General features: G+C 62.7%; 27 protein-coding genes. All 27 read right to left on the reverse strand.

Annotated features, from left to right (window positions below; all coding sequences use genetic code 11):
* Window positions 1-39: 39 nt before the first annotated feature.
* Entirely contained in the window at window positions 40-900 is an 861-nt protein-coding gene (locus tag VQ071_RS09595; RefSeq protein WP_340513752.1) for a sporulation protein YpjB, read from the reverse strand.
* Window positions 901-951: 51 nt separating this feature from the next.
* On the reverse strand, window positions 952-1,617 hold the full coding sequence (locus VQ071_RS09600) for a DUF1405 domain-containing protein (protein WP_340513754.1): 666 nt from the start codon (window positions 1,615-1,617) through the stop codon (window positions 952-954).
* A gap of 84 nt (window positions 1,618-1,701) precedes the next feature.
* Window positions 1,702-2,574: a menaquinol-cytochrome c reductase cytochrome b/c subunit gene (locus VQ071_RS09605; RefSeq protein ID WP_340513755.1), complete on the reverse strand. Its 873-nt coding sequence runs from the start codon at window positions 2,572-2,574 to the stop codon at window positions 1,702-1,704.
* Between the two features lie 19 nt (window positions 2,575-2,593).
* Window positions 2,594-3,265, reverse strand: coding sequence for a menaquinol-cytochrome c reductase cytochrome b subunit (gene qcrB / locus VQ071_RS09610; RefSeq protein ID WP_090112781.1), 672 nt, complete (start codon window positions 3,263-3,265; stop codon window positions 2,594-2,596).
* A gap of 17 nt (window positions 3,266-3,282) precedes the next feature.
* A complete protein-coding gene (locus tag VQ071_RS09615) occupies window positions 3,283-3,816 on the reverse strand; it encodes a ubiquinol-cytochrome c reductase iron-sulfur subunit (protein WP_340513756.1) in 534 nt (177 codons plus the stop codon).
* 237 nt (window positions 3,817-4,053) lie between these two features.
* A complete protein-coding gene (locus VQ071_RS09620) occupies window positions 4,054-4,482 on the reverse strand; it encodes a DUF2487 family protein (RefSeq protein ID WP_340513757.1) in 429 nt (142 codons plus the stop codon).
* Window positions 4,483-4,664: 182 nt separating this feature from the next.
* The gene (locus VQ071_RS09625; protein ID WP_340513758.1) at window positions 4,665-4,844 is read right to left on the reverse strand and encodes an IDEAL domain-containing protein; all 180 of its coding nucleotides are present in this window, start codon (window positions 4,842-4,844) and stop codon (window positions 4,665-4,667) included.
* Between the two features lie 35 nt (window positions 4,845-4,879).
* Entirely contained in the window at window positions 4,880-5,392 is a 513-nt protein-coding gene (locus tag VQ071_RS09630) for a gamma carbonic anhydrase family protein (RefSeq protein ID WP_340513759.1), read from the reverse strand.
* 81 nt (window positions 5,393-5,473) lie between these two features.
* Complete coding sequence (locus VQ071_RS09635) at window positions 5,474-6,742, reverse strand: hypothetical protein (RefSeq protein WP_340513760.1); 1,269 nt, start codon at window positions 6,740-6,742, stop codon at window positions 5,474-5,476.
* 178 nt (window positions 6,743-6,920) lie between these two features.
* Complete coding sequence (locus tag VQ071_RS09640) at window positions 6,921-7,511, reverse strand: histidine phosphatase family protein (protein ID WP_340513761.1); 591 nt, start codon at window positions 7,509-7,511, stop codon at window positions 6,921-6,923.
* On the reverse strand, window positions 7,508-8,107 hold the full coding sequence (locus VQ071_RS09645) for a hypothetical protein (protein WP_340513762.1): 600 nt from the start codon (window positions 8,105-8,107) through the stop codon (window positions 7,508-7,510). The genes VQ071_RS09640 and VQ071_RS09645 overlap by 4 nt, the downstream gene beginning before the upstream one ends.
* A complete protein-coding gene (locus VQ071_RS09650) occupies window positions 8,104-8,706 on the reverse strand; it encodes an RNA polymerase sigma factor (protein ID WP_340513974.1) in 603 nt (200 codons plus the stop codon). The genes VQ071_RS09645 and VQ071_RS09650 overlap by 4 nt, the downstream gene beginning before the upstream one ends.
* 448 nt (window positions 8,707-9,154) lie before the next feature.
* Window positions 9,155-10,243 (reverse strand): prephenate dehydrogenase, encoded by a 1,089-nt coding sequence (locus VQ071_RS09655; RefSeq protein WP_340513975.1) that lies wholly within the window; start codon window positions 10,241-10,243, stop codon window positions 9,155-9,157.
* Between the two features lie 66 nt (window positions 10,244-10,309).
* Entirely contained in the window at window positions 10,310-11,407 is a 1,098-nt protein-coding gene (gene hisC, locus VQ071_RS09660; RefSeq protein ID WP_340513763.1) for a histidinol-phosphate transaminase, read from the reverse strand.
* A 210-nt stretch (window positions 11,408-11,617) separates the two neighbouring features.
* Window positions 11,618-12,463 carry a tryptophan synthase subunit alpha gene (gene trpA, locus VQ071_RS09665; RefSeq protein ID WP_340513764.1) on the reverse strand — a complete coding sequence of 282 codons (846 nt, stop codon included), beginning with the start codon at window positions 12,461-12,463 and terminating at the stop codon, window positions 11,618-11,620.
* Window positions 12,460-13,662 (reverse strand): tryptophan synthase subunit beta, encoded by a 1,203-nt coding sequence (gene trpB, locus VQ071_RS09670; RefSeq protein WP_340513765.1) that lies wholly within the window; start codon window positions 13,660-13,662, stop codon window positions 12,460-12,462. Before trpB ends, trpA begins: the two co-directional genes overlap by 4 nt.
* Complete coding sequence (locus tag VQ071_RS09675) at window positions 13,659-14,435, reverse strand: phosphoribosylanthranilate isomerase (RefSeq protein WP_340513766.1); 777 nt, start codon at window positions 14,433-14,435, stop codon at window positions 13,659-13,661. Before VQ071_RS09675 ends, trpB begins: the two co-directional genes overlap by 4 nt.
* A complete protein-coding gene (trpC, locus tag VQ071_RS09680) occupies window positions 14,432-15,244 on the reverse strand; it encodes an indole-3-glycerol phosphate synthase TrpC (RefSeq protein WP_340513767.1) in 813 nt (270 codons plus the stop codon). Before trpC ends, VQ071_RS09675 begins: the two co-directional genes overlap by 4 nt.
* On the reverse strand, window positions 15,234-16,283 hold the full coding sequence (gene trpD / locus VQ071_RS09685; protein ID WP_340513768.1) for an anthranilate phosphoribosyltransferase: 1,050 nt from the start codon (window positions 16,281-16,283) through the stop codon (window positions 15,234-15,236). Before trpD ends, trpC begins: the two co-directional genes overlap by 11 nt.
* A 35-nt stretch (window positions 16,284-16,318) precedes the next feature.
* Window positions 16,319-17,905, reverse strand: coding sequence for an anthranilate synthase component I (trpE, locus tag VQ071_RS09690; protein WP_340513769.1), 1,587 nt, complete (start codon window positions 17,903-17,905; stop codon window positions 16,319-16,321).
* Window positions 17,906-18,244: 339 nt separating this feature from the next.
* The gene (aroH, locus tag VQ071_RS09695; protein WP_340513771.1) at window positions 18,245-18,616 is read right to left on the reverse strand and encodes a chorismate mutase; all 372 of its coding nucleotides are present in this window, start codon (window positions 18,614-18,616) and stop codon (window positions 18,245-18,247) included.
* 5 nt (window positions 18,617-18,621) lie between these two features.
* Window positions 18,622-19,734, reverse strand: coding sequence for a 3-dehydroquinate synthase (gene aroB / locus VQ071_RS09700; RefSeq protein ID WP_340513772.1), 1,113 nt, complete (start codon window positions 19,732-19,734; stop codon window positions 18,622-18,624).
* Entirely contained in the window at window positions 19,734-20,909 is a 1,176-nt protein-coding gene (aroC, locus tag VQ071_RS09705; RefSeq protein WP_340513773.1) for a chorismate synthase, read from the reverse strand. Before aroC ends, aroB begins: the two co-directional genes overlap by 1 nt.
* Before the next feature lie 124 nt (window positions 20,910-21,033).
* The gene (locus VQ071_RS09710) at window positions 21,034-21,273 is read right to left on the reverse strand and encodes a hypothetical protein (protein WP_340513774.1); all 240 of its coding nucleotides are present in this window, start codon (window positions 21,271-21,273) and stop codon (window positions 21,034-21,036) included.
* A gap of 52 nt (window positions 21,274-21,325) precedes the next feature.
* Window positions 21,326-22,132 carry a CheR family methyltransferase gene (locus VQ071_RS09715; protein ID WP_340513775.1) on the reverse strand — a complete coding sequence of 269 codons (807 nt, stop codon included), beginning with the start codon at window positions 22,130-22,132 and terminating at the stop codon, window positions 21,326-21,328.
* A gap of 42 nt (window positions 22,133-22,174) precedes the next feature.
* Window positions 22,175-22,618: a nucleoside-diphosphate kinase gene (gene ndk, locus VQ071_RS09720; protein ID WP_340513776.1), complete on the reverse strand. Its 444-nt coding sequence runs from the start codon at window positions 22,616-22,618 to the stop codon at window positions 22,175-22,177.
* 76 nt (window positions 22,619-22,694) lie between these two features.
* Window positions 22,695-23,669 carry a polyprenyl synthetase family protein gene (locus tag VQ071_RS09725; protein WP_340513778.1) on the reverse strand — a complete coding sequence of 325 codons (975 nt, stop codon included), beginning with the start codon at window positions 23,667-23,669 and terminating at the stop codon, window positions 22,695-22,697.
* Window positions 23,670-23,672 lie beyond the last annotated feature (3 nt).

A 23,672-nucleotide genomic window follows, 5' to 3' on the forward strand; every position in this document is an offset into this window, starting at 1 on the left:
GGCGCTCCCCTTCATAGCTGCTACGGGTGCAAGCCGAGGTCAGGTCCGCTTGTTCAGGTCCCGCCTGCTATGCTCGCCGCGGTATTTGCGCCAGCCCGAATAGGTGAGCGCCGTCAATATAAATGCCCCGATCGTCGTAAAAAAGCTTGCGGGTGGCGCGGCATGCAGCGGCCCCGATGCCGGCGTCTCCGTCTCCGGCGGGAACAGTCCCTCGACCGTCTCCCGAAGCTGCTGCGGGAGCTGTGCGAGCAGCTCGTCCTCCGCTTGCGGGCTCGCGAGGACACGCTCCGCATAGCGGAATACGGCATCCGCCCGCTCGACCGCGGTCGTTCGTCCGCTCGCCGCCGCGGCGGCGCGAATCAGTCCATAGTGGCCGGCGAGCGAATCCAGCTTGCGGCGGGCGTCCGGATCGGACTTGACCCGCGAGGTGCCGAGCGACTCGCCCAGCGAAGCTGCTTCCTCGCGCATCAGCCGCCTGTACTCCAGCCATAGTCCCTGTCCGTCGGGGGATACCGTATCGGCGGCGAGTCGCAGCGCGGCGGCGGCACGGTACACCTCCTGCTCATCCGGCGACAGCGCGACGATGGCCCTCCGCATCCGCTCCATGCTGCCGGTCAGCGCCGACGCGCTCTCGGCAGACGGCAGCGCGTCCGGCGGGATGACCGCCAGCGCCGCCTCCGCCTCTCTGACCTTCCTCAACACGACCAGCGGATCGCCCGCGGATACGGATCTATACAAGCTCTCCGCCGCCAGGCGGAACTGTTGCACCGGGTTCTGCCGAGAGGCCGTGCCGGACGCGGCGGCAGCCTGTCCGCACGTCCATATCTCCAGCAATGCGATTATCGCCGCGATGGCCAGCACGCGCCGCAGATTGCGGACGCTGAGTTCCAACTTGAACATGGACATCCCTCCTCTACAACGTATGAGAGGATGTCCACGATTAGACCAAGCTCACCTCGCGGCCAGACGTACGCCGGTCTCCTGATGTCTGAGCGCCAGCGCCACGACCGCCGCCAGCGCTACGCTGAACAACGTCAGCGCGAATGTGAAGATCGCCACGCCGGCAAGGCGGTCGTCGAGCGACTGCGGCAGACTCGGATAAATGCCGAGACTGTAATCCATGACATCGTTGAGCAGCGTCCACGCGGCGGCGACGGCCAGCGCCCCCAGCCCGTAAATGAAAAAACGGCCGTACAAAACGGCGCATACCGCCATTGACAAATGTGAGGCGATCAGCATCCAATCCTGCCATACGAACGGACTGCCGTAGTAAGCGCTGGCAAAAATAATGACGGTCGCCCATACGCCGTATTTGATGGAAGTGACGACAGCCAGCGCCTCGACGACGCCTCGCACCGCTCGCGGCCAGCGCCCCACCGTCCTCCCCGCCGGCGACAGCCACAGCCACAACGCAGCCAGCGTAAAGAAGAGCGAGGCGGTCGGGCTGTCCGGCACGAACGGCAAATGCCAGGCCGGATGCGAGGCGGCCGTGTCGATGAGCTGATCCTTGTACCAGTAATAGCCATATATCGTTCCGATGATGTAGAAGCCCATAAGCAGCGTCATAATGGATTTTTGCGTTAAAAAACGGCGCGACAGCAACAGCCTGATATCCATTCTCACACCTCTGCTCTATGAATTGTTGCCTGTAACCTTCAAGGGGGCCTGACCATGCCGGTCAGGCCCCCTTGAGCGTATGTCTTATTCGGTTGCCGCCTTTTGCTTGGCGAGCCAGGTCGCGACCTTGTCGATCTCTTCATCCGTCAGCTTATCCTTGAACGACGGCATGCCGTCGCCCTTGCCGTTGGTGATGATCTCCTTGATCTGGTCGTGATTCAGCGTGTCGCCGATTCCGGCCAGCATCGGGCCGACTTGACCCTGAAGCTCGGTGCCGTGGCAGGCGATACACTGCGCCTTCATCGTGACGGAGAACGCTTCGTCCTCCGGTGCGACGAGCGCCGGGATCTTTTCCTTGCCATAGATGTATCTGCCCTTGCCTGCGGCGATCTGCTCCTCCGACTTCATCTCCCGCTCGATATGCTCGGGGATGACGCCGCTCGCTTCGACCTCTTTGGTGTAGTGATGCCAAGATACCCAAGTGAGGTAGACGCTGGCGATCAGCGATACGAACAATAGCGAGCTGGCGATCGGACGGCGATAAAATCTGCGTTCCTTGCCCGTATCGAGAAACGGTGCGAGGAACAGCGCGCCGAACAGGAGCCCAGGTATGGCGATCGTACCGAGAACGATATAGTTCTCGGACGTGTACGGATACTTGAGCAACTGATAGATGAACAGGAAGTACCAGTCCGGCATCGGGATGAACGCGCCGTTGAGCGGGTTCGCCGGATAACCGAGCGGAGCGGGCTCCGCGATCGTCAGCGTCAGGAAGCCGACGAGCACGACGACGCCCGCCATCCATTCCTTGAGCAGGAAGTTCGGGATGAACGCTTCGGACTTGCCGGGGAACGCCGTATAGTCCGGCGGCGCCGGCTTGTCCGGATGCGGCTTGCGGATGCGCGAGTCGCCTACGAAGACGACCTTTTCGTTAGAATTGCCTTTTCCATGTGCCAATGCTTGCCACTCCTTTCTCTTACAGCGGCCCGGATATGCCCTGTTTGCGAATCATGAAGAAGTGTGCGGCAAGCAGTGTGAGCAGCACGCCGGGCAGGAAGAACACGTGAATCGCGAAGAATCGGGTCAGCGTCTGCGCGCCGACGATCGTGCCGCCGGCCAGAAGCTCCTTGATATATCCGCCGATCCACGGGACCGAACCCGCAATCTCCATGCCTACCTTGGTTGCGAAGTAAGCCTTGTTGTCCCACGGGAGCAGGTAGCCGGTGAAGCCCAGACCCAGCATGACGAAGAAGATCAGCATCCCGACGACCCAGTTCATCTCGCGCGGCGCCTTGTAGGAGCCGGTGAAGAAGACCCGAAGCGTATGTAGGAACATCATGACGATAACGAGGCTCGCGCCCCAGTGGTGCATGCCCCGGACGATTACGCCGAAGGCGACCTGGTGCTGCAGATAGTCTACGCTGTAGTACGCGTTGATAATATCCGGCACATAATACATCGTGAGAAACATCCCCGAGAGGATCTGGATGACGGTAATGAAAAACGTCAATCCGCCGAAGCAATATACGAACGCGGAGAAGTGGTGAGCCGGGTTAACGTGCTCAGGCACCTCATGGTCCGCGATATCTCTCCACATCGGCGTAACATCGAGACGTTCGTCAATCCAGTTATACATGCCTTTGAACATGGACGAGACGCCCTCCTTTATACGCGAGTGTTCGATTCAAGCGGTCCGAGATATACCCAGCCGTTCTCTACCTTGACCTGGTATTCGTCAAGCGGTTTCGGCGCCACCTTGAGGTTTTTGCCGTCTTTGGTATATCTGGCGCCATGGCAAGGACAGTGATACAGATTCGGCGCTTCCTCGCCGCTCCAGCTGATCGTGCAGCCCAGATGCTTGCACACAGGGGACAACGCGAAGATCTTGCCGCTGTCGTCCTTCGCTACGAAAGCCTGAAGCTTCGGATCGCTCTCGTACCATCCGTCTACCTGGTGAACCTTGAAGTCGATGCTCTTCGGCTCCTTGGTCACGTCTTTTTCCTCGATCGCCTTGACGAAAGCGGTCTCAGCCTTCTTCTGCAGAAGCGGGTCTACGGCAAAGCGCAGCATCGGGAGAATCGCTCCGCCCGCCATGAAGGCCGTAGCGCCGCCGAGCGTATAAGATAGAAACTGACGTCTTGTCATTTCATTGCGCTTGATCGGCTTATGCGAGGTTTCGTGCTGCTGATTGTGGTCCATTTTTTCTACCCCCTTTGCCCACCAATATCGCGTCCGATACGGACTTTCACCTTTTGTTCACAAGGACATACCTATAATATCCCACGTGTCAAAGAGCGTCAAGAATACCAGTTCCCGAATTGGACACATCTCGGAAAACCGCGAACTAAAATGTTGTCAATTTGTCACATTTAACCGCGGAGCGGGCCTGCTTTTGTTATGCCCTGTTGCCGCAATCCTATGCAATGCGCGGCGGCGTCAGCCGCGTGCCGCGGCAGCGCTCTTCCACATGTCCGCGATCTGCCTGCGCAGCGACTCGGCGTCGGGCGCGTCCGACTCGGCGCGCGGCGCCGCGAGCAGATCCGCCTCGGGCAGCTGCCCTTCGTCCCAGCCGGATCTGCCCGATACGACAACGATATGGCGGAATCCGCCGGAGCGGACACGCGCGCACAGCGCATTGAGCGCCTGCTCGTCCCCCGGTCCGATATAATGGTTCGCCGGATAAGTAACCGTCCTGCCCCTGAACGCCGACTCGATCGGAGCGAGCCAGTCCCCTGCCGCCCCTACGAGCGCTGCCGCTTCGGGCGGCGTCTCGTCGCCGAGCAATCCCGTGACGGGGAGCAGCGCCGTATCGAGGTACGGCGCGAGCTCCGCCCAATCGTTTTCCCCAAGCTCGCTGAACTTCACGCTCTCTCGCCTCCATTCATACCTATTCTATCCTACTCGAACCCGGCCGACATGCAAGCCATTTTTTCCCGACCGTCCGATCAACGCGAACAGGCCCGCCTGTCCCAAGCGGCGAGCCTGCCGAAGTCGTCCCGGTGCATGCCCTGCGTGCGGCGTGAGCCCATCACGGCTGCATCGTATTATTAATGAAGAATCGTCTTCAATTCCTCGGTCAACCGCAGGAATGTCGCCGAGTCTCCCTGCTCGAGCGCGTGATCGATCTCCCCGTAGAGCCGTTCCTTCTTGTATTCGCGCAGCGCATCGTCGAGCGTCAGTTCCGCAGCCAAGCCCAGCATCGTCTCATAAGCGACTTTGATGTCCATCGGTTGACCTCCTGATCGTTCGGAAGGCACGGCTTCTAGCGCTTGCCTCCCGCGTATTTGACGGCTTCTGCCGCATAATGATCCGCCGTTCTCCGCATGCGCGCCAGATCCTGCTCCGTCAGCTCGCGCACGACCCTCGCGGGCGTCCCCATACTAAGCGTATAGGGCGGGATCTCCTTCCCCTCGGTCACGACGGCGCCGGCTCCGATCATCGCATACTCGCCGATCCGCGCCCCGTTGAGCACGATCGCGCCCATGCCGATCAGTGAGCCTCTCCCGATCGTACAACCGTGCACGATGGCCGAATGGCCGACCGTCACTTCATCATCGAGGAGCAGCGGCTGTCCGGCGTTCACATGCCCGACCACGCCATCTTGCAAGTTCGTCCTGCGGCCGATTCGAATGCCGGCCATATCTCCCCGGATCACGGCGTTGAACCATACGGAGCTGCCCGCTCCGATCTCGACATCTCCGATGATCTTGGCGCCTTCGGCGACGTATACGCCCTCGCCAAGCCTCGGAACATGCCCCTCATAATGAATGAGCATTCGGCTCCCTCCACTTCTCGCGACGCCTGCGCAGCCTGTCCGCACCGCCGGTATATATTGGAGAGAAGTGTAGCAAGGCCGTTATCTGATGTCAACAAGCCCGTACTGCCACGGCAACGCGTCTTCGAACCTTACGTCGCTGCCCGATACGAGCAATACGCCCTGCGGGGTCATCGTGACGACCGCCTCGCCCGCCGCTGTCTCGCCGAGACGAAGCAGCCCGAGATGCAGCATCATCGCCAGTGTGCGCCGCTCGAGAATGGTGCGTTCGGCGTCGTAATAATAAGGCTTCACGAGCGGCAGCAGGATGGCGCACAACGATTCGACGGTAACCCATTGATGTCTCGACAGCCGCATGATCCATTGCGTGAGCGCGTGCAGATTCGGAATCGGCAGCTTGTAGAGCCGCAGCCAGAACCTGTACAGCTCCGCCGGGTCGCATTCGGCCGCCCCCTCCGCGATGTCCCGCCCCTTGTCGGTGAGCGCCAAGCTGCCTTCTTCCTCAAGCAGCATGCCGGCGTAATAGGCATAATCGTACAGCAGCGAGAAACGCTCCGGATATTCTCTGAACCGTCTGCCGTAGCCGAAGCGGAAGGCTGTCTTGGCCGGCGGCTGTTCGAGCACCGCAAAGCCGTTCAGCAGCTGCTGCAGCTGCCGCTTGTACAAGTAGCCTTCGGAAGTGAGCGGCGTGTCCTGACTGCGGACGAATCGCAGCAGCAGGGCGAGATCCGCCGCCAGCAGCCCGCGTTCGTCCCGGTAGGCGGGCGGCTCCTCGCGCAGCTGGACGCTCTCGCGGAACTTGCTCTCGATCGTGTCGCACAGCTTTTTTTTCACATCTTCGGGCACATGGTACAAGTACCGCGTCTGCTGCGTCGCGCCGCCGAACAGCCAGCCGTACCGCTTGAATCTCGCGATGGCGCTTCTGCCTTCATCGACCGGCGTCTGGGGCGTCTGTGTCGGCTTCGCCTTCTTGCGCTGGGACGATGCAGCGCGCTTTTTGGCGCCGCTGTCCGTCGCACCGGCCGCCGTCGCTGCGGATACTGCCCCCGCGCCGCCTGCTTGTTGTCCCGCTTCGGCCTGGGAGCGATCGGCTGTGCCCGACGCCCTCGCAGTCAGGTCCTCCAGGCTGTAGGAAGCGCGCTTCTCGAACAGCAGCGAGTTCAGAAACCGAAGATCCGCCAGACTCATCTCCTCGACGCGACGCTCGAGCACTTCTCTTCGCTGAACCTTGCTTAGAATCGACTGGATCAGCTCGTTTTTGGAATGGCTGCTGCATTCGCATTGATAGACTTGCGCGATGCCCGACAGCTGCGCGATGTCCGCGTAGCTGAGCATATCCGCCAGATTCATCGAGGCACCTCCTCATCCGCTGATAAACGCAGTATCGTCGCGAAATGGGGGGTTTAAACGTAAATGCGGCGGCGTGAATGCGGATGGGGACGAGTCCGCTCCCTCGGCCCTGACTAAATGCCGGCACGCAAAAAAACCGGAAGCCGCAGCCTCCGGTTCCAAATCTATTATCCCGCGATTATATCGTCGCCAGATGGGCCGTGCAATTGTGGAGCCGCGGCAGCCAGCGGCCTCCCTCCCGCTCCAATATCGTCAGCGACAGGTTCGCGATCCGGCTGTCGTCCACGCCGGTCTCCAGCGCATGCAGCATCTGCGCCAGGAAGCTGCCATGCGTCACGATCAGCCAGCTCTCTCCCGGATGATGCGCCGTGAACTCCTCGACGAAGACCATGCCCCTGGCCCGCACCTGGACGTCGGACTCCTGGCCCGGCACCCGGCCGCGCCAATCCGCGCCCCAACGGGCCACGCGCTCGTCCTCGGTCGTGCCCTCGGCCTCGCCGAAGCTGCGCTCGCGCAGGCGGACGTCGCTGACGAGCGGGAGCCCCAGACGCTCCGCGATCAACTCCGCCGTCCTGCGGGCGCGCATCAGATCGCTGCAGGCGATGCCGTCCCACACGGCCGGCTCCCTGCGCAGCCGGTCCGCAAGCAGCAGCGCCTGCCGCTCTCCCTCCGCGCTGAGCGGGATATCGGTCGTACCCTGGATACGGCCGGATTGGTTCCAGGCAGTGACACCGTGACGCACCCAACCAAGCTTCATCATGCCGCTCATGCCTTTCTCAGCCTCGAATACCAGTTCATAATGAGCAGCGCGGCGAAGATGCCGAGCACGGACAGCATCACCCAATATTCGGGCGCGACGGGCGAGGTGTTCAGCACGAACGGGTCGCTCACGCGCGTGAGCGGCATCTCGATCATGAGCGAGCCTGGCGCATCGCTCGTGCCGGCAGCCTGCATCACGCCGCCGGCAGGCTTGCCGTCGTGATGCATGTGGTCGTACAGCATGAGCAGCAGGGCGCTGCCGCACAGGGCCAGCAGGCATGCGATCGAGGTGACGATCCGTCTGCGCAGCGATCCGATCGGCGCATACGCTCTGCGGGCCGGCGGCAGCAGCCATCCGTCCTCCGCATAGATGCGGCTCATCACGCTGGCGTTCACGGCCGCTGCGGACTTCTCCGGAATGAGCGCGGCCTCCGCCTCCGCGACAGTCCGAATGAGCGAGACGCTCTCCTCCCACAGCCGGAATTGCTCGGCGCATGCCGCACAGCCGGCGATGTGCGCGTCGATCGCCAGAAGCTGCGGATCGTCCGCTTCGAGCTCCCAATAATTTTGCATTTGCTGCTGAACGTGCCCGCACGCCAGGGTCATCTAGACTTCAACTCCTCGTATACCTTCATCAGAGCCGGCTCCGGCTCGTGAAAATACTTTTCCAGCTGGATCTTGACGCTGGCTCTCGCACGGAACAGAAGCGACTTGACCGCGCTGACCGTCTGTCCGAGTATGCCGGCAATCTCCTGATAATCGAGCCCCTCGTACTCTCTCAGAATGAGCGCAGAGCGCTGCTTTTCCGGCAGATTGTTGATTGCTTCCCGGACGAGGGCGACCTTTTCGTTGCGAAGCAGCGTCTGCTCAGGTGCGGCTTCGTAAGGCGCGAGCGGCACGTAAACCGTATCGTCGAGCGACAGCAGGGACGCCTTCTGCTTGCGCAGCTCGCTCAGCACCGTATTGCGAGAGATCGTATACAGCCATGTCGAAAAAGAAGCGTCGACCTCCCGGAAAGAATGCAGGCTCCGATAGGCCTTGTAAAACGTCTCGGAACACAGATCCTCCGCCATCATCTCGAGCTTGGCGCCGCGCAGCATATGATAAATAAAGGATAAGATCTTCTTCTGATACTTGGCCATCAACTCGGAAAAAAGCTCCGCGTTGCCTTCTTTGATTTCCCGAATCAGTTGAGAATCGGTCATCATATTAAACGCGACCTCCACCTTCCGGGGGACGTCTTCGGCCTGTATGAATTTATACCGGCATTCAGACATAAAGTTGCGATTGCTCGCCAAAACAATAAAAGCATCCCCAGTTTTTTACATAAGATATCATCATTGTATCATACGACTTCATGAGAATGAAATTAATTCCCCTTAAAAATTTCTCAAATTCGATTGGCGTCTCGTAAAGAATGACGCTCTGCGCAGCGGCGGCAAGCTCCCGGCGGCCGCGGAACAAAATAAAATGAAAACGCTTATTGACAACATGAAAACGGATACATATAATAAAAGTACAGTATGGTTTCTCTCCACTCCTATCCAACTTGAGCACAGACGTGCTGCCGCCCTTATGGGCGGTTTTTTTTTTGCTATTTGCGCATGAAAATATAAAAAAATCCGCAGGACGGCCTCCCTGCGGATTGTATGATCAGAAATATACGGAATACGCCAGCGAACGCAGCAGCTCTACCGCGCGGCCGAGGTCGTCGGCATGGCGGAAGGACAGGCGCAGTACGCCCGGGACGTCCTCCCTGCTCTCGATAATGTGCAGATTGCTCAGATTGATGCGCGCCTGGCCGAGCTCGGTCGCGATCCGGCCTACGATGCCCGGCTGGTCGGGAACGTCCACGTAGCACTCGTGAAGCGATATGATCATCCCCTTGCGGCGCTCGGGCAGCCGGTCTCTGAACCGCCCGGCGTCCGCGAAGCGCTCGATGATGCCGTCGCCGTCAAGGCGCTCGAGCAGCGATTCGAACGAAGCAATCTGCCCGCGCCAGTCGGCGAGCAGCTTGAGCAGCACGTCGCGGTTGCCGAGCAGAATGTCCCGCCAGATGTAAGGATCGCTCGAAGCGATCCGCGTGATGTCGCGGAAGCCGCCTGCGGCCAGACTCCGGTAAAGGTCGTTCGACTCGTTGTAGCCGGCGATCTGATTGACGAGCGCGACGGCGATAATATGCGGCAAGTGGCTGATCGCGCCGACGATGTCGTCGTGCAGATCCGCGTCGACCTTGACGATGTTGGCGCGCGTCCATCTCAGCAGCTCCTCGAGACGCGCGAGCGCCTCCGGCGGCGTCCCAGGCGAAGGCGTCAGCACGTAATACGCATTCTCGTACAGGTCGGGCGTCGCCGCCTCGACGCCGGAGCGCTCGGAGCCGGCCATCGGATGACCTCCGATGAATACGGCGCCGTGCAGCGCGAGCCGCTCCGCATAGCTGACGACGGAAGACTTCGTGCTGCCGACGTCCGTGATGATGCAGCCCGGCTTCAGCGGCAGCTCGGACAGGCGGAGCAAATATTCGTCGAGCTTGCCGACCGGCACGCATAAAAAGATGACGTCCGCTCCCGCCGCAGCCTCTTCCATCGACACGGTCGCTTCGTCCACGACCCCGAGCGACTTGTATTTCTCTACGGAAGCCGCGTTCACCGAATGTCCGACGACCGTCAGTCCCGGCTTGCCCTTCCAGCAGAGCGCGAGCGACCCGCCGATCAGCCCGACGCCGAATATGGCGATGCGCATCGGTTCGCGGCTTGTGATTTTATCCGTCGATGCGAGATCATGACCGTCTTTGCCGTCTATCATACCTTACGCCCGCACCCCGATTTCCTGCAGAACAGCTTCGAGCGCGGCGACGACCTTGGCGTTCTGCTCCGCGCTGCCGACCGTGATGCGGATGCGGGTCGGATATCCGCGCTGCCCGGCCCGGATGATGACGCCCCGGCGAAGCAACGCTTCGAACACTTCCTGCGAAGGATGACGGACGTCGACCATGATGAAGTTGCCGTGCGCCGGGAAGTAGTCGAGCCCGAGACGGTCGAACGCGGCGCGCAGATAGGCCAGGCCTTCGCGGTTGGCCGTGCGGCAGCGGTCCAGGAACTCGTCGTCGTTCAGCGAAGCGAGCGCGGCCGCCTGGCCGAATCTCGAGGTGTTGAACGGCTCGCGGACCTGGTTGATCGAGCGGATCAGGCCGGGCGCGCCGATGCCGTAGCCGATGCGCAGCGAGGCCAGCCCGTAAATCTTGGAGAACGTGCGCAGCAGAATCAGATTCGGATAGCGCTTGAGCAGCGCCAGTCCGTCCGAATAGGCCGGGTCCTCCACATATTCGCAATATGCCTCGTCCAGCACGACAAGCACGCGGTCCGGCACCTGATTGAGGAATGCCGTCAGTTCGTCGTCGCTGACGATCGTGCCCGTCGGATTGTTCGGATTGCAGATCCAGACGATCTTGGTCTTGTCGTTCACCTTGGCCAGCATGGCCGGCAGATCGTGCTTGCCGTCCGCGAGCGGCACCTCGACGCTGACGCCGTTCTCGATCGTGACATTGTGCTTGTACTGGGGAAAAGTCTCAACGGCCATCACCGTCTCGTCGCCCGGCTCCAAGTATGCGCGCGCGATCATCAAGATGATCTCGTCGGAGCCTGCGCCGAAGATGATCTGATCGGCATTGACGCCGGTGCGGGCCGCGATCGCGCGGGTCAGCTCGACGGCAGCGCCGTCGGGATAAATGCTGATCTGCTCCAGCTCGCGCCGGATCGCGTCGGCCGCCTTGGGCGAGCTGCCGAACGGATTCTCGTTGGACGCCAGCTTGATGACCTCGGACAGGCCGAGCTCGCGCTTGACTTCTTCGATAGGCTTGCCCGGCTGATAGACGGGCAGATTGACGATATTCGGTTTAGGCTGCATAGGATAACTTCCTCCCTGGCTTCATCATAAAGGACGGAGCGATTGTCCGCTCCGTCCAAAGAACAACATGCCTCTATTGTGACATAACTCTATGTCGCTGTACAGATGCAAAGCGTTCATACGCGCACGCCTTGTCTCCTGCCCGCCGGCTCTCGCCCGGGAGCGGCGCCGGTCCGGAAAGCCGCCAGCGCGCCGGCGGCGGCAGCCGCTTCAGTTGCCGCCGGTCGCGCGGGGCTTCAGGCCTGCGATGAAGTCGCGCACCTCTGCGAGTCCGGCCTCGACGCGGTCGGCGTCCGAGAGCGCCTCGGGCGGCAGCGACGATTCGACCTGGCGCACGATGGCGCTGCCGACGATGACGCCGTCCGCGACGCCGGCGAAGCGCTCGGCATGCTCCCGCGAGGAGATGCCGAAGCCGACGCAGATCGGCACGCTCGAAGCGCGGCGCACCGTCGCGAGGAACGCGTCGATGCCCGCGTGGAAGTCGGAGCGCACGCCGGTCACGCCGAGCGACGATACGCAGTAGACGAAGCCCTTGGCGCGGGAGGCGATCCGCTCGACACGCGCTTCGGATGTCGGCGCGACGAGCGGGATGAGATGTACGCCCGTACGCTCTGCGATCTGGCGCACCTCTTCGTCCTCTTCGAGCGGCAGATCGGGGATGATGACGCCGCTAATATCATGCGCTTGCAGCAGACCGAAAAATCGGTCCAAACCGAGCTGCAGCGCCGGATTGAAGTACGAGAACAGGATGAACGGCATCCGGACGCCGGCCTCGCGCGCCTTCGCGGCCACGCCAATGCAGTCCGTCAGCGAGATCTTGTTGCGAAGCGCCCGCTCGGAGGCGCGCTGAATGACGGGACCGTCCGCAAGCGGGTCCGAATAGGGCACGCCCAGCTCGATCATGTGGGCGCCCGCCGCCTCGGCGGCGGCAATGAGCTTGACGGAGGTGTCGAGATCGGGATCGCCCATCGTCAGAAAGGGGATCAGCGCCGTCTCTCCTCGCGCCGCGAGCTCCGCGAATACGGTGTCGATCGCGTTGGCAGTCGTCGTGCTCATGGCAGGTTCCCTCCCAAATATCCGATGATCGACTCGACGTCCTTGTCGCCGCGGCCGGACAGGCTGATGACGATCGTCTGCTCCTTCGGCAGCGTCGGCGCCAGCTTGAGCGTATGCGCGACGGCATGCGCGGATTCAAGCGCCGGAATGATGCCTTCCTGGCGCGACAGCAGCTGCAGCGCATCGAGCGCCTCGGCGTCGGTGATCGGCACGTATTCGGCCCGCTTGATGTCCTTCAGGTAGGCGTGCTCGGGTCCGATGCCCGGATAGTCGAGACCTGCGGAGATCGAATGCGCCTCCTGCACCTGGCCGCCCTCGTCCTGGAGTACGTAGCTCATCGATCCTTGGAAAACGCCCGGCGTACCCTTGGTCATCGTAGCCGCATGCTTGTCGGTGTCGACGCCGCGTCCCGCCGCCTCGACCCCGATCAGACGAACCGAGGCGTCGCCGACGAACGGATGGAAGATGCCCATCGCATTGCTGCCGCCGCCGACCGCCGCCACGATGACGTCCGGCAGCCGGCCTTCGGCTTCGAGAATCTGATCCTTCGTCTCGAGCCCGATGACCCGCTGGAAGTCCCGCACCATCATCGGATAAGGATGCGGGCCGGTGACCGAGCCGAGAATGTAATACGTATCGTCGACATGGCTGACCCAGTAGCGGAGCGTCTCGTTGCAGGCGTCCTTGAGCGTGCGCGTACCGGAGGTGACCGGCACGACCTCGGCGCCGAGCAGTTTCATGCGGAATACGTTCAGCGCCTGACGCTTCGTATCCTCCTCGCCCATGAACACCTTGCACTCTAGGCCGAGCAGCGCGGCGACCGTCGCGGAGGCGACGCCGTGCTGGCCGGCGCCCGTCTCGGCGATAATTTTCTTTTTGCCCATCCGCTTCGCCAACACCGCCTGGCCGATCGTGTTGTTGATCTTGTGCGCGCCGGTATGGTTCAGATCCTCGCGCTTCAGATAAATCTTGGCGCCGCCGAGATGCTCCGTGAGCCGCTCCGCATAATACAGCGGCGTCGGCCGGCCCGAATATTGCTTCAGCAAATAGCGAACCTCGGCCAGAAAGTCGGGATCGTCCTTGTATCGGTTGTAGGCTTCTTCCAGCTCGTACAGCGCGTTCATCAGCGTCTCGGGCACGTAGCGCCCGCCGAAGCCGCCGAATCGGCCATGCGAATCCGGCACTTGAGTCGTAGTCATGATTGCTTTTTCACCCTTTCCGCGAATGCGGCGATCTTGGATGCGTCCTTGACGCCATCCGTCTCTACGCCGCTCGATATATCTACGCCGTCCGGCGCGTAGGCCGACAGCAGTTCACTTACATTGTCCGGATCGAGCCCGCCTGCCACGAACAGTCGCAGGCCGGCCGCACGGGCCGCACGCTCGTAGGCCGGGATGACCTCCCATGGAAAAGCCCGTCCGGTGCCGCCGCCGGCCGTATCGATCAGCACGGCGGATACGGCATCCGCATAGGCCGCGAGTCTCACGGGACCGGCCGGGGCGTCGACCTGAACGGCAGAGCCCGCATCAGCATCGGAGGCAAAGGACGACTCCCCGCCCTCTGCCTCCTCCGCTCCGTCGGCCGCCAGCGCGCGCCACACCTCGACCTTGAACCTTTGCCCGACCTCGCGGCAAAACTCGGGCGTCTCCCGCTTGCCGTGCAGCTGCACGACGTCGAGCGGCGCGGCCGCCAACACGGCAGCAAGCTCCTCAAGCGTCGGATCCACGAAGACGCCTACGGCAAGCGGCGCTCCGCCGTCCGCCATCCGGGAGTCGCGCGACACCTCGATCAGCGCGCCCGCCCGCTCCGGCGTCACATAGCGCCGGCTCTTCGGCGCGAAGATGAAGCCGATATAGTCGACCGGCAGGCCGTCCATGCCGCGCAGCGTCTCCTCCTGCATGATGCCGCAGATCTTGACCGCAGGCCGCGCCGCCGCACGGTCGCTTGCCTGCGCGCCGCCTGACGCGCTCATTCTGCGGCACCGGCTGCCGCGACGGGACCGAGCAGCCCCTCGATCGCCGCACCGACGTCCGGCTGCCGCATGAAGTACTCGCCGACGAGCACCGCCTGCGCGCCCGCCTGCCCGACGAAGGCGATGTCCGCTGGCGAAGCGATCGCGCTCTCGCTGACGGCCGTGACGCCGGCGGGCATGAGCGCGATCAGCTGCTCCGTCACCGCAAGATCCGTCTCGAACGTATGCAGGTTGCGGTTGTTGACCCCGATGAGCGTCGCGAGGCCGACCTCGAGCACCGTCTCCAGCTCGGGCCGGTTGTGCACCTCGACGAGCACGTCGAGCCCGATGTCGCGCGCGAGCCGGTGATAGGCGTCGAGCTGGCGCTTGTCCAGAATGGCCGCGATCAGCAGAATCGCGTCCGCGCCGATCAGACGCGCTTCGTAAATCTGGCGCTCGTCGATCGTGAAGTCCTTGCGCAGCAGCGGGATCGACACGCCCTCGCGGACATGGCGCAAATAATCGTTGCTGCCTTGAAAATACTGTACGTCCGTCAGCACGGAAATGCAATCCGCACCCGCAGCCTCGTAAGCCTTGGCAAGCTGCACCGGATGGAAGTCCGGCCGGATCAGTCCTTTGGACGGACTCGCCTTCTTCACCTCCGCGATCAGCCCGACCGGACGGCGGCGGCGACCGGCCTGCAGCGCCGACTCGAAGCCGACGCATGCGGGCAGGCCCGCGATCTCCCGCTCCGCCGCATTGATATTCATCGCAGACTTGAGCGCAGCGACCTCATCGCGCTTCGTCGCTACTATACGATCAAGAAACATGGCTAAGCTCCTCCGTTCGCGCGATCCATTGCGTCAGCTTGGCGGCCGCCGCGCCTGAATCGATGGTGTCCGCCGCGCGCTGCACGCCGTCGGCCAGCGAATCCGCCCGGCCCGACACATAGATGCAGGCGCCCGCATTGGCCAGCACGACGTCGCGGTACGCGCCGCGCTCCCCGTCCAGCACGCGCCGCACGATCGCGGCATTCTCCGCCGCGTCGCCGCCGATCAGCTCGCCGAGCGGCACCGTCCGCAGGCCGAGCGACTCGGGTGTGATATCGTACGTCGTGACGACGCCGTCCCGCAGCTCCGACACTTGGGTCGGCGCCGACAGGCTGATCTCGTCGAGCCCGTCGTGGCTGCCGACGACCATCGCGCGCTTGAGGCCGAGCCGCCCGAGGACGGACGCGACGACATCCGTTTTGGTTCTGTCGTACAGGCCCATCAGCTGACGGTCTGCGCCGGCCGGATTGGCGAGCGGTCCGAGCATATTGAAGATCGTGCGCACGCCGAGCTCGCGGCGCGGTCCGGCCGCATGCTTGAGCGCCGGATGGTACAGCTGCGCGAACATGAACGTAATGCCCGTGTCGCGCAGGCAGGCCGCCGCCTGCTCCGAGGTGAGCTGGATGTTCACCCCGAGCGCCTCCAGCACGTCCGCGCTGCCCGCCTTGCCGCTCATCGCCCGGTTGCCGTGCTTGGCTACCCTGGCGCCCGCCGCCGCCGCGACGATCGCCGACGACGTCGAGATGTTGAACTTGTGAATGCCCGATCCGCCGGTGCCGCATGTATCGAGCAGGTCTTCGTTATGGGCCGTCAGCTTGTTGCCGTAATCCCGCATCGCCTCCGCGAACCCGGTGATCTCCTCGACGCTCTCGCCCTTGAGGCGGAGCGCGACCATCGCCGCGCCGATCTGGGCGGGCGTCGCCTCGCCGCGCATGATCAGACTCATCACGCCGTGCGCCTCTTCCTTCAGCAGATCGTGCCCGGCCATCAGCTTCGCCATCGCCTGCGGCATCGTAATATTCGCGTCAACAACCGTCATGTTCATACCCTCCCGAGCGTGATGTGATGAGCCGTTCAATCATAGTCCAGATTCGTGCTGCGGTCGCCCGCCATGACGATCAGCCTGCCCTGCTTCGGCTTCGCCGCCGGCGGGAACATCGCCTCCGCCGCGCGGATCGCCTTCAGGCAGCCCTTGGCCTTGTTGACCGTCTCCTCGTATTCGCTCTCGGGCACGGAATCCCATACGATGCCCGCTCCCGCCTGCACATAGGCTTTGCCGCCCTTGAATACGATCGTGCGGATCGTGATGCATGTATCCATATTGCCGGTGAAGCCGAAGTATCCGATCGCCCCCGCATACGCGCCGCGCGCCTCGCGCTCAAGCTCCGAGATGATCTCCATCGCCCGCAGCTTCGGCGCGCCCGATACGGTGCCGGCCGGCAGACAGGACAGGAAGGCGTCGAAAAACGTTTTGTCCTTGGCGAGCTTGCCCGTGACGTTGGATACGATGTGCATGACATGCGAGTAGCGTTCGATCTCCATGTACGAGTCGCAGCGCACCGAGCCGAATTCCGATACCCGCCCCAGATCGTTGCGGCCGAGATCGACGAGCATCACATGCTCGGCGCGCTCCTTTTCATCCGCCAGCAGCTCCGCCGCCAGCGCCGCATCCTCCTCGGGCGTCCGCCCTCTCGGACGCGTGCCTGCGATCGGCCGCGTCTCGACGCGGTCGCCGTCGACCTTGACGAGCAGCTCGGGCGAGGCGCCGACGATCACTTCTTCGCCCAGCTTCAGCATGTACATGTACGGCGACGGGTTCATCGTCCGCAGCATCCGGTACACCTGGAGCGGGTCGACCTCGGTCTCGATGTGAAAGCGCTGGGAGAGCACGACCTGGAAAATGTCGCCCGCGCGGATGTATTCCTTGGCGCGGCCCACGTTCGCGATGAACTGCTCCTTGGTCAGATTCGAGCGCACGTCCCCGAGCTCGGGATCGGCCTGCGGCGTACCCGCTGCCGGCGCCGACGGCGGCAGCGGCTGCCGCATGCGCGCGATCGTCTCGTCCATGCTGGCGCAGGCTTTGTCGTATGCCCGCTCGATATCCGCGTCGGCCGCGCCTTCGGGAATATGCACGTTTCCGATGACGAGCACCTGCTGCTTGTAATGATCGAACGCGACGATGCGGTCGCAAAACATGAAATGCATGTCGTCCATGTCGAGGTCGTCCTCGCGATGCGGCGGCAGCCTGCGCTCGTAATACTGGAGCAGGTCGTAACCGAAAAATCCGATCGCCCCGCCCGTGAAGGGCGGCAGGTCAGGCAGCGCGGGACTGCGGTAGCCCCGGAGACGCTCGCGCAGCAGCTTCAGCGGCTCGCCGGTCTCGAACGTCTCCTCGCGTCCCCCCTGCTCGATCGTCACTTGTCTTTTTTTCAATCGCAGCACCATAAAAGGGTCCGTCCCGATAAACGAATATCTCGCCCACTTGATGCCGCCCTCCACGCTCTCGAGCAGAAAGGCGCGCCCTCCCTGACCGAGCTGCTGGAATACGCGAATCGGCGTCTCCGTATCGGCCATCAATCGCTTCACGACCGGAATGACGTTATAGCCCGCCTCCGCCAAGCGGAGAACCTCCTGAAGCTGTTGCCCGCGCTGCTGTCCCATCTCCTGTATCTCCCCTCTCCAGGTCCGCAGTCCGTGCGAACCTGCCGATGCGCGCGGCAGACGCCGCATACGCTTGATGACGAGCCTTCTAAACGCAAAAGTCACCTCTGCCAAGGCAGAGGTGACATCATGGATAAGGATATGTAGACGCGCCGCATCCGACAATTCATGCCGGTAAACGCCTGCCTATGCCGACTGCGCAACCCGTACGGATCGCGGCTCGGCCGCTATCGCTCATCTCGTCTCTGCTCGTCTCACCCGCGCGTAAGTCATCGTCCCTCCGGCCGACGGTTCTGCGCCAAGTAATGAATCTACTATATCATCGCAGAAGGAAGCGCGTCAACGGGAAGACGACAAATCCGGACGCAGCTTGACCGCTTCGCCGAGATAGACGTGGCGAATCTCCGCCTGCGTCGCCTCCGTGTTGACATGCACCATGAGACGGATGCACCGCTCGAGTCCGCCCTTGACGGGTATCTCTACCGAACACATCAGCGGCACGAGCTCCCAGCCCGCCATTCTCCGGATCGCGCTGGCCGGGAACGTCGCATCCAAATCCGGCGTGACGGTGATGAACACGCTGCAGATATCCTCGGGACGCGTGCCGTTCTCCTCGACGATCGCATCCAGCAGCTCGATCGTCGCCTCCAATATCGGTCCTGCTTCATTGGCGTCCACCGTGATGGCGCCTCGAATGCCTCTCATGCTCAATGACTTCAAGCCTCCTCTATCAGCCCTTCGACGATCTCTCTCACCCACTGGGCGCTCACGTCATGGCGAATCTCGACGCTGCCGATCGCCGTCGGCACGACGAACACCATATTGCCCTCGCTGAACTTCTTGTCGTGCTGCATCGCCTGCATAATACGGTCCGTATCCATCCCTGCCGGGATGCGGACCGGCAGCCCGAACTTGCGGAAGATGCCCTCGGTCCGCGCCGCGATCTCTTCGCCGTAGCCGAAGCGCGCCGCCAGACGGGCGGAGCCGACCATGCCGATCGAGATCGCCTCGCCGTGCAGCAGCTCGCCGTAGCCGGCCGCCGCCTCGAGCGCATGCCCGATCGTATGGCCGAGATTGAGGATGGCGCGCAGATCGTTCTCCCGCTCGTCCCGCGAGACGACGATCGACTTGACCTTGCAGCCCTCGTACAGCGCATGGCCGAGCGCATCCGGATCGAGCGCCAGCAGCCGGTCCGCGTGGTGCTCGCACCAGTCGACGAAGGCGGCGTCCCAGATCAGGCCATGCTTGATCACCTCGGACAAGCCGGCCTTCACCTCGCGGAGCGGCAGGCTCGCGAGGGCGTCCAGATCGTACAGCACTGCCTCGGGCTGGTGGAAGGAACCGATGATGTTCTTGGCCAACCGGTGGTTGACCCCGGTCTTGCCGCCGACGCTGCTGTCGTGGGCGAGAATCGTCGTCGGCATCTGCACGAAGCGTACGCCCCGCATGTAGACGGCGGCGAGGAAGCCCGCCAGGTCGCCGACGACGCCGCCGCCCAGCGCGATCACGGTCGACTTGCGGTCGAGGCCAGCCGTCAGCGCGTCCGCAACGAGACGGTCAAGCTCGGCCAGCGACTTGGACGCTTCGCCCGAAGGGACGACCGACACCGTCACAGCGTACCCGGCGTCCCTGAGCGACGACGCGACCCGGTCCGCATACAGTCCGCGCACGGACGCGTCGGTCACGAGCAGCAGCGGCGCACGGACGGGCAGTCCCAACTGTGTGAAGTACTCGCCGGCGCGCGCATGCAGGCCCGATCCGATATAGATCGGATAGGAGCGCTGGCCGAGGTCGACGACGAGCTCGCGCACATCTCCTGCGGTCGACATCAATATGCCCTCGTCTGCTTCATATAGTTATCGTAGTTCGCGCGGATCTCCTCCATCGAATCGCCGCCGAATTTCTCGAGGAACGCCTTGGCCACTTCCCAGACGACGACGCTCTCCATGACGACGCTGGCCGCGGGGACGGCGCACGCATCGGAGCGCTCGACCTGGGCCGTGAACGGCTCCTTCGTATCGATGTCCACGCTCTTGAGCGGCTTGTACAGCGTCGGGATCGGCTTCATGACGCCGCGCACGACGATCGGCTCGCCGTTGGTCATGCCGCCCTCGAAGCCGCCGAGCCGGTTGCTCGCGCGGTGGTAGCCCTTGTCCTCGCTGTACAAAATCTCGTCATGCACCTGCGAGCCCGGGCGCTCGGCCGCCTCGAAGCCGATGCCGATCTCCACGCCCTTGAACGCATTGATCGAGACGACCGCCTGCGCGATCCGGCCGTCGAGCTTGCGGTCCCACTGCACATGGCTCCCGAGGCCGATCGGCAGTCCGGTCACGATGCATTCGACGACGCCGCCGATCGAATCCCCGTCCGCCTTGGTCTTGTCGATCAGCTCGATCATGCGCTGCTCGGTCTCGGCGTCGATGACGCGCACCGAGGACGCCTCCGTGCGCTCGATCAGCTCGTCGATGCCGAGATTGTCGGGCAGCGGCGGCGCCTTGACGCCGCCGATCGAGACGACATGGCCGGCGACCCGGATGCCGAAGCCTGCCAGGAACTGCCTCGCGACCGCGCCGACGGCGACTCTGGCGGCCGTCTCGCGCGCGCTCGAGCGCTCGAGGATGTTGCGCAGATCCTTCTGCTCGTACTTGATGCCGCCGTTCAGGTCGGCATGGCCGGGACGCGGACGGTGCACGCGGCGCTTGGCCTCGTCGCCGCCCTCGATCGGCTCGATGTTCATGACGGACGTCCAATGCTTCCAGTCGTTGTTGGCGACGACGAGCGCGACCGGCGCGCCGGTCGTGCGGCCGTGGCGCACGCCGCCTACGATCTGCGCCGTATCCTGCTCGATCTGCATGCGGCGGCCGCGGCCGTGTCCCTTCTGCCTCCGCTGCAGCTGGAAGTTAAGCGCTTCGAAGTCAAGTTCAAGATTGCTCGGCAAGCCTTCGATAATGGCTGTAAGCTGCGGGCCGTGCGTCTCGCCCGCGGTTAAGTATCGTAGCGTCAAGTGAGTTCCTCCCCAAGTATTGCGGCAAGCTCGATTATGTTTCGTTTATTATAGTACAGCGTTAAAGCTTTTGACAAGAAAAGAGCCCGCCCACAGGGACGGGACACGGCTGACCGCTCGCCGGTTATTGGCGCGCCAGGGGCGCGGTATCGGACCATGCTCCGAACCCCGTATCGCCGGTGCGCAGCTCCTGTGCCGCAAGCCTGGCATGCGCCGCGCCGGCTGCATGCGCCGAATGGGCGGCAAGTTCGGCTTCCGGCACCAAGCCGAGCAGCTCCGGCTTTTCCAGACCCAGTATTTGCGCGCATTCCCGCGCCGTGATGAGCCCGCTTCGATAGGCTTCGATCGCTTTGCGCTTGTCCATGACAACCTCCGCAGTCCAAGATTGGTGCTAGTATCTCGCGGATGCGGCAGGATCATACGATCCGGCGATAGAAAAAGGTGTCCGCAGTCTCCAGTCCGTACTGTCCCGGAGAAAAAATCTGCTCGGTGCTGCCGACGAACAAAATGCCGCCAGGCTTGAGCGCCTGCGCGAACTTCTGGTAGAGCTGCTGCTTGGCTTCCTCGGTAAAGTAGATCATGACGTTGCGGCAGACGATCAGGTCGAAGCCGTCCGCGAACGGATCGAACAGCAGGTTCTGCTTCTGGAACCGCACCGCGCGCTTCAGCTTGTCGTCCACCTGGTAGGCGTCGCCGCCCCCGCTGAAGTACTGCGCCGCCATATCCTTGGGCACCTCGCGTATGGAACGCTCCGGGTAGACGCCGGTCTTGGCCTTGGCCAGCACGCCGTCGTCGATATCCGTCGCCAGCAGCGTCGTCTGGCCGAGCACGCCGAGACGGTCGAGAATCATCGCCAGCGTATACGGCTCTTCGCCGGTGGAGCACGCCGCGCTCCAGATCTTAAGCCGGGGCGAGCGCCGGATCATATCCGGCAGGAAGCGGTCCATCAGCGTATGCCAGCGGTTCGGGTTGCGCCAGAATTCGGACACATTGATCGTCATGCGGTCCAGAAATTCATTGCGCAGCCGCGGTTCGGCCATAATGGCCGCAAAGTAGGAGGCGAAATCCGAAAATCCGTTTTTCGTTCTGAGCGTCGTAAGGCGTCTTCTCATCTGCGTTTCTTTGTATTGGGAAAGGTCGATGGAGGTCGCCTTGCGGATGTTCGCCACGAACGCGGCGAAGTCCTCGTCCTCGCGCGCGCTCCCGTATGTATGATTGCTCATGCTTCGTACGCTCCTCGGAGATAAGCCCGCGTGTTCTTGGGATCAGATCCAGACTTGAATGACCTTGTCGTAGGTCAGCAGTTCGTCCTCGGAGAAAAAGATGCCGATCTCGCGAAGCGCACTGTCGTGCGAATCCGATCCGTGGATCAGATTGTAGTTCGTGTGAATCGCAAAATCGCCGCGGATCGTGCCCGGCGCGGCTTCAAGTCCGCTGGTCTTGCCGATCAGCTGGCGGGCGGCCGAGACGGCCTCATCGCCCTCCCATACCATGGCGAAGACGGGACCGGCAGTGATGAACGAGATCAAGCGATCGTAGAAGTCCTTGCCTTTATGTTCGGCATAGTGCCGCTCCGCCAGCTCCGGCGTGACGCGCATCAGCTTGGCCGCGATCAGCTTCAGCCCCTTGCGCTCGAAGCGCCCTACCATCTCGCCGATCAGTCCACGTTCGACGCCGTCCGGCTTAACCATCAGATATGTACGTTCCAATCGTAGTCCCCCCAGCCGCAGACGTCCCGCAGGGCGCGTCCGCCGTTTTCCATCATTTTACCACAAGCGCAGCAGGTTAATAGCTTCTCTTGGCCACAAATCTGGCGATCTCGGCCAGATTTTTGCGGGCGGGGATGGCCGGCAGCTCCTCGAGCAGCTTGAGCGCCTTGACCTTGTAGCGGTCCGCCAGCGCCTCGGCCTGCCCGATGCCTGCGCTGCCTCGCACGAGCCGGACGGCTGCGCTCGAATCCGCGTCCCCGCCGGCTTGCTGAATCCGCCCGATCTCGGCGAGCAGGCGCTCGCGCAGTCCCGGCTCCTGCAGCGCGTAGAGGACGGGCAGCGTAATATTGCCTTGTCTCAAGTCGCTGCCGGGCGGCTTGCCGATCGCCTTTTCCGTGCCGCACAGGTCGAGCAGGTCGTCCGTAATCTGGAACAGCATGCCGACGTTGTATCCGTAGCGGTACAAAATGTCGCTATGCCGCTTCGAGGCGCCAGCCGCCATCGCGCCGAGCTGACAGCTGACGGCGATGAGCAGCGCGGTCTTGCGCCGGATGCGCAGCAAGTAGTTGCGCACGCTCTGCTCCGTGTTGAAGAAGTCGCGTATCTGCTCCATCTCGCCGATGCACATCTGAACGATCGAGCCGGACAGTATCTGGTGGATACGCGGATGCGCAAGCTCGGACGCGACGACCAGCGACTTGCCGTGCAGGTAATCGCCGGTGAACATCGCGATGCGGTTGTCCCACTTGGCCTTGACCGTCGGCTGGCCGCGTCTCGTATCGGCGTCGTCGATGACGTCGTCGTGCACGAGCGAAGCCATATGGATCAGCTCCAGCGGCACGGCGACCCGCTTGAGCTGTTCGAGCGAATATTCGCCGAACTTGCCGGAGAGCAGCACGAACACCGGACGCAGCCGCTTGCCGCCCGCCTTGAGCAGATGGAGCGCCGATTCGTTCAGCAGCGGCAGATCGCTCGAGACGCTCTGCTCGAGCGCATCCTCGATCGCCTGAAGATCGGATTTGAGTGAAGCGTAGATCTGCATCAACTTCATATA

The sequence above is a fragment of the Cohnella sp. 56 genome (assembly GCF_037963805.1).
Classification (GTDB): domain Bacteria; phylum Bacillota; class Bacilli; order Paenibacillales; family Paenibacillaceae; genus Cohnella.